Source organism: Polaromonas sp. P3_C2 (assembly GCF_056402675.1).
This window is the reverse complement of the sequence record NZ_JBFUGX010000298.1, coordinates 1-5,151: the sequence shown is the minus strand read 5'-3', so window position 1 is coordinate 5,151 and position 5,151 is coordinate 1. Positions and strand designations below refer to the sequence as shown.

The following is a 5,151-nucleotide window of genomic DNA, read 5'->3' as shown; positions in this document are numbered from 1 at the left end:
AATGCGGGCTGCTCGTGCACGATCCAGTGGGTTGCGCCTTCGATGCGGCGTAAATCCATCTGCGGCACGTAGTCGCCCAAGCCTTCCAGCAGTGCGGGCGGCAAGGCCGTATCGTCCAGTGCCCAGAGCACCAGCGTCGGCAGGTGAACTTCCAGCATGTCCCGTGGAATGCTCACTGCCGCGGCGGCCGGGTCGTTGTGCGGCGGCCCGGGCCGGGGCGGGCGCAAGGGCGAAGCCCGGTAGTAATTGCAGGGGCCTGTCAGGCCCTTGCGCCAGATTTCGCGGTATTGGTCCTTGATGGCGTCGGTCAGCCACGCGTGCGGCCCATCGACCGCGCCCATGTTGGCAAAAAAATCCCAGAGCCGCCGAAAGTCATCTTCGGCCAGCAAGGCTTCGGCGTCGGGGCGAATCAGGAAGTTCATGTAGGCGCTGGCGGCTTGCTGCGCCGGCGAATGCTGCAGTTCGCGCAGAAAAGTGCCGGGGTGCGGCGAGTTGATGATGGCCAGCTTTTTCATCAACGCGGGATGGCCCGCAGCCAGGTTCCAGGCCACCGCGCCGCCCCAGTCATGGGCCACAAGGCATTCCAGTTGGCCACCTTCCAGCGCAATCAGCGCTGCAATGTCCTGCACCAGGTGTTTGGGCCGGTAGGCGGTCGCCTCCAGCGGCGCGCTGGAATGTTCAAAGCCGCGCAGGTTGGGCGCCACACAGCGAAAGCCGCCGTTTTCAGGCCGCGCGAAGTGTTCCAGCAAGCCGTCCCAGACAAAAGCGGCTTCCGGAAAGCCGTGCAGGAACATCAGGACAGGGCGGCCCGTTTCGCCCGCAATCCGGCAGGACAGGGTGATGCCGTGGGGCAATGCATACAAGCGGGTGGCGATCATGTTGCTACACTTTTTATAGCTGTTTGCGCTTGTCCCAGTTGGGTTGGAGCCGGTATTTGCCTGAAATTTCAGCGCTGGAGAGCTGCCTCAGTCATTGATCTCGGGCAGCTCTTCAGGCGCCGCTTTGGCAGGCTTTGCCGGTTTTTCGGCCGGATGGGCCCAGTCCCACAAATGCTGGGCTACTTCCTCGACACCGCGGCGCTTCAGCGAAGAAAAGAGTTTGACGTCTCCGCCGCCGGCCTGCAGTCGCACAATGGACAGCGCCTTGGCCGCTTCGGTCTTGTTGAGCTTGTCGGACTTGGTCAGCAGCACCAGGAACTTGAGGCCGTCTTCCACCCGCGGCCGGATCACGTCCAGCAGGATCTCGTCGAGCTCGGTCAGGCCCAGGCGCGGGTCGCACAGCAGCACCACGGCCTTGAGGTTGTCGCGCGTCTGCAAATAGTTGCCCATCACCTGCTGCCAGCGGTACTTGGCTTCCTTGGGCACGGCCGCATAGCCGTAGCCCGGCAGGTCGGCCAGTACGGCGTCCGTCACGCCCTGCTTGCCCAAGCTGAACAGGTTGATGCTCTGCGTGCGGCCCGGCGTCTTGGAGGCAAATGCCAGCCGGTGTTGCTGCGTCAGCGTGTTGATACAGGTGGATTTGCCGGCGTTGGAACGGCCGACAAAGGCGATTTCAGGCACRTCGACACGGGGCAGGTGCTTGAGCTCAGGCGCTGTGGTCAGGAATTTGGCGGTGTGCAGCCAGCCCATCGCGATTTTGGGATCGGGCGCGCCAGTTGCGGCTAAGGGTGGTTTGGACGGAGAGGGTGAGGTCATGATCGGGCGGTCCCTGGAGATCGGTTGCACGCTACCGGCATGCGTTGGAGGGAGCAATGGCTTCGGGGACGGAACCCGGGAAGCGCTGAGGCGGTGCGGAGCTGCTGGCCCGTTGCCGCGGCAAGACCCGAATAATCGGGGGTGCCCTGAAGCCATTGTAAAATCAGAAAGTTATAAGTTTTGTGCGCCAACCAATTAAAACCCCCGATATGAAGCTGTTCGTTACTTCTCTCCTGGCCGCCTTGCTGGCCGTGCCTGCCGTGTCGTCTTATGCTGCCGGCGAAGCCGCACCTGCACATGGCGCCGCTTCGGCTCCCGCAGCAGCAGCAGCCCCGGCCAAGATTGCCAAGCCTGATCTGGTCAAGGGCGAGGCCAGCTTCACCGCAGTTTGCGCCAGCTGCCACGGCGCCGACGGAAATTCCGGCACCCCCGCCAACCCCAAGCTGGCGCAGCAGCACCCCGAATACCTGGTCAAGCAGCTGCAGGAGTTCAAGGCCGGCAAGCGCAAGAACCCCATCATGCAAGGCTTTGCGTCCGCGCTGTCTGAAGACGACATGAAAAACATCGCTTACTGGGCGACGTCCAAGAAAGCCAAAACCGGCTTTGCCAAAGACAAGGAACTGGTTGCACTCGGCGAGCGTATCTACCGCGGCGGCGTGCAGGACCGCCAGATCGCAGCCTGCGCAGGCTGCCACAGCCCGACTGGCGCCGGCATTCCTTCCCAATATCCCCGCCTGAGCGGCCAGCATTCTGAGTACACGGTGACGCAGTTGACGGCTTTCCGTGACGGCGGCCGCGGCAACAGCCTGCCCATGAGCCAGGTGGCTGCCAAGCTGAACGACCGTGAAATCCGTGCGCTGGCCGACTACATTGCCGGCCTGCGTTAAGCAAAGTACAGCAAAGGACTGGCAGGCGAGCGTTTTTTTGCTGAAAGTACCCGCAGGCTGCCTGCAGTATTGAACCCAAGCCTCCAAAACCAATCACACCAAGGCGGGTCTTTCTGATGAAAGCCCGCCTTTTTTCTTTTTCCCTTCTTTTTCTGGTTCGCAGGCTTTCCTGAGCCAACCGCAGGTTCCATTTCAAGCATGACAGTTTCCACCGAGGGTATGAAAGTCAATTGGGGCTCCCGCAGCTGGCGGGCGGCGGTGGAACTGCTGTCGTCCATGCGGTTTTCCATTTCGCTGCTGACGGTGATCTGCATCGCGTCGATCATCGGCACGGTGCTCAAGCAGGCAGAGCCGCTGGGCAACTACGTGAACCAGTTCGGTCCGTTCTGGGCGCAGGTGTTCAGCCTGCTCAGCCTCAACACCGTGTACAGCGCCTGGTGGTTCCTGCTGATCCTGGCTTTTCTGGTGGTCTCTACTTCTTTGTGCATTGCGCGCAACGCCCCCAAGATCTTCGCGGACCTGAACCAGCTCAAGGAAAACGTCAGGGAGCAAAGCCTCAAGGCCTTTGGCCACCGTGCCGAGGCCGCATTGGCCGAGTCACCCGAAACGGCTGCGCGCCGCATTGGCCAGACGCTGGTGCAAAGCGGCTGGAAAGTGAAGCTGCAGCAGCGCGCCGGCAACGGCTGGATGGTGGCGGCCAAAAAAGGCGCGGCCAACAAACTGGGCTACATCGCAGCGCACAGCGCCATCGTGCTGGTCTGCGTGGGCGGCCTGCTCGACGGCGACATGATCGTACGCGCGCAGATGTGGCTGAACGGCAAGTCGATTTATGCCGGCGGCGGACTGATTGCCGACGTGCCGGCCCAGCACCGGCTCAGCGACAAAAACCCGACGTTTCGCGCCAACCTGCTGGTGGCTGAAGGCACGCAGTCCAGCACCGCCATCCTGAACCAGCCGGGCGGCGTATTGCTGCAGGAACTGCCGTTTTCCATTGAGCTCAAAAAATTCATCGTTGAGTATTACTCGACCGGCATGCCCAAGCTCTTTGCCAGCGACATCATCATCCACGACAAGGAAACTGGCGAAAAGATTCCGGTGCGGGTGGAGGTCAATCACCCGGCCAATCACCGCGGTATCGAGATTTACCAGTCGAGCTTCGACGACGGCGGCTCCAGCGTGACGCTCAAGGCCATTCCGATGGCCGCGGCCAGCAAGCCGTTTGAAATTCAGGGCACGATCGGCGGCTCCAGCGGCCTGACCAACGGGCAGGGCGATGGCGCCGAAAAGCTGACGCTGGAATACACCGCGCTGCGGGTCATCAACGTGGAAAATTTTGCGTCGGGCGGAAGCATGGGTTCCGGCGCCGATGTGCGCAAGGTCGACCTGCACCAGGCGATTGACACACGGCTCGGCGCGGCGAACAAGACCGTGACGCAAAAAGAGCTGCGCAACGTGGGCCCCAGCGTGAGCTACAAGTTGCGCGATGCGTCCGGACAGGCCCGTGAATTTCACAACTACATGTTGCCGGTCAAGACGGACCCGGCGGAAGACAGCCCTGCGGTCTACCTGATGGGTGTTCGCGAGACACCGTCTGCACCCTTCCAGTACCTCCGGATTCCGGTGGACGCCGAAGGCGGCATGGAAACCTTTTTGCGGCTGCGTGCCGCGCTCGCCAATCCGGCGCAGCGTGAGCTGGCGGTCAGGCGCTACGCAAGCCAGGCCATTGGCCGGGAACGGCCGGAGCTGATGCAACAGCTCGCCGCGTCGACATCGCGGGCGCTGGCTCTTTTTGCCGGTGACGTTGCAGACGCAGCGGGCGCCGCGCAAGGTTCGACGGGCAAGCCCAAAACCGCTGCAGGCCTGCAGGCCATCTCTGACTTTATGGAAGCCAATGTGCCCGAAGCCGAGCGCAACCGTGCCGGCGAGGTGCTGATCCGCATCCTCAACGGTGCCTTGTTTGAGCTGACGCAGATGACGCGTGAGCAGGCCGGGCTCAAGCCGTTGGGTCAGGATGAAAAGACGCGGGCTTTCATGTCGCAAATGGTGCTGAGCCTGTCGGACGCCAATTTTTACCCCGCGCCCATGGCGTTTGAGCTGAAAGACTTCACCCAGGTCCAGGCCAGTGTGTTCCAGGTGGCGCGTGCACCGGGCAAGACCATCGTCTACCTGGGTTGCGCCTTCCTGATCCTGGGGGTGTTCGCCATGCTTTACGTGCGCGAACGCCGCGTCTGGGTCTGGCTGGCGCCGCGCGGCGCAGGGGGCGGTCAGGCAGAAGATGGCAATGTTGTGGGTTCAATGCCAGAATCGGCCGAAGGCCACAGTCAGGCCACCATGGCCTTGTCGACCAACCGCAAGACCATGGACGGCGACAAGGAGTTTGAGATGTTGAAAACGAAACTGTTGCAGGCGCCTTTATGAATACCTCCACGATCAACAACACCGCGGTGAACACCACCACGCTGAAGGCGGGCGGCGACAGCACGCTGAGCCTGAACGAGGGCTATTTCGCCCGGCGTAATGTGCTGGATTGGGTGTTTGCTGCGCTGGTCGCCGGCGGCTTTCTGTATGCC

5 protein-coding genes and 1 pseudogene are annotated in these 5,151 nt (G+C 62.1%); 3 read left to right on the top strand and 3 right to left on the bottom strand.

Annotated elements, in window-relative coordinates; translation table 11 throughout:
* Positions 1-878: alpha/beta hydrolase (locus tag AC1DWI_RS13405; protein WP_477725000.1), on the bottom strand; the 878-nt coding region annotated here is incomplete at its 3' end.
* Between the two features lie 87 nt (positions 879-965).
* Positions 966-1,694 (bottom strand): ribosome biogenesis GTP-binding protein YihA/YsxC, encoded by a 729-nt coding sequence (yihA, locus tag AC1DWI_RS13400; protein WP_477669897.1) that lies wholly within the window; start codon positions 1,692-1,694, stop codon positions 966-968.
* A 209-nt stretch (positions 1,695-1,903) separates the two neighbouring features.
* Between yihA and AC1DWI_RS13395 the strand changes: the two genes are divergently transcribed.
* Complete coding sequence (locus AC1DWI_RS13395; protein WP_477669896.1) at positions 1,904-2,581, top strand: c-type cytochrome; 678 nt, start codon at positions 1,904-1,906, stop codon at positions 2,579-2,581.
* Here the strand turns inward: AC1DWI_RS13395 and AC1DWI_RS13390 are convergent.
* A complete protein-coding gene (locus tag AC1DWI_RS13390; protein WP_477669895.1) occupies positions 2,578-2,781 on the bottom strand; it encodes a hypothetical protein in 204 nt (67 codons plus the stop codon). The genes AC1DWI_RS13395 and AC1DWI_RS13390 overlap by 4 nt on opposite strands.
* Here AC1DWI_RS13390 and AC1DWI_RS13385 point away from each other — a divergent pair.
* Both AC1DWI_RS13385 and AC1DWI_RS13380 read left to right on the top strand, forming a co-directional pair.
* The gene (locus AC1DWI_RS13385) at positions 2,780-4,999 is read left to right on the top strand and encodes a cytochrome c biogenesis protein ResB (protein WP_477669894.1); all 2,220 of its coding nucleotides are present in this window, start codon (positions 2,780-2,782) and stop codon (positions 4,997-4,999) included. The genes AC1DWI_RS13390 and AC1DWI_RS13385 overlap by 2 nt on opposite strands.
* Positions 4,996-5,151 (top strand): annotated as a pseudogene (locus AC1DWI_RS13380) (c-type cytochrome biogenesis protein CcsB); the annotation flags it as partial. The gene AC1DWI_RS13385 and the pseudogene AC1DWI_RS13380, both read left to right, overlap by 4 nt.